1 protein-coding gene is annotated in these 468 nt (G+C 68.8%); it reads right to left on the bottom strand.

Annotated features, from left to right (window positions below; all coding sequences use genetic code 11):
- On the bottom strand, window positions 1–303 hold a 303-nt coding region (locus AC1DYG_RS19605; RefSeq protein ID WP_477641524.1), incomplete at its 3' end, for a DsrE family protein.
- Window positions 304–468 lie beyond the last annotated feature (165 nt).

Below are 468 nucleotides of genomic sequence, written 5' to 3'. Positions count from 1 at the left end.
GACCAACGCCTCGCTGTCCAGATGCTTCGCGTCGAAACAGATGGGACAGACCAGGTATCGGCCGCCCGCCGCCGCGTAGCGTGCGGCCAGTTCGGGCAGCGGCGGGCATCCGTCGCAGGCCACGCCCTGCAGGGTCCCGCGCAGGACCAGGCGTACCGCCTCCTTCGTCAGGAACATCAGCGTCTCGCGGCCGTCCTCCGCCGCACCGACGGCGACCAGGAAGGCCACCGTCACCTTCTCCGCGTCCTCGAGGCCGGTCGTCAGACTGATCACGGCCTTGGGTCGTCCTCCGTTGTTCGTCATGGTGTCGACTCTTCGCCGCCGCGCCCGGATCGGCATGGGGCAACTGCCCCATCAGTCGGACGAAGCGTGCACCGGCGGACGCACCAGCCCGTGGTCGATCGCGGCCAGGCTGGCCTGCGTCCGGTTGCCCACCCCGAGTTTGAGGTAGATGTGCTCGACGTGATT

The organism is Pedococcus sp. P1_H8 (assembly GCF_056405175.1).
Note: the sequence above shows the minus strand (reverse complement) of the source record. Positions and strands in the feature narration are given on the sequence as shown.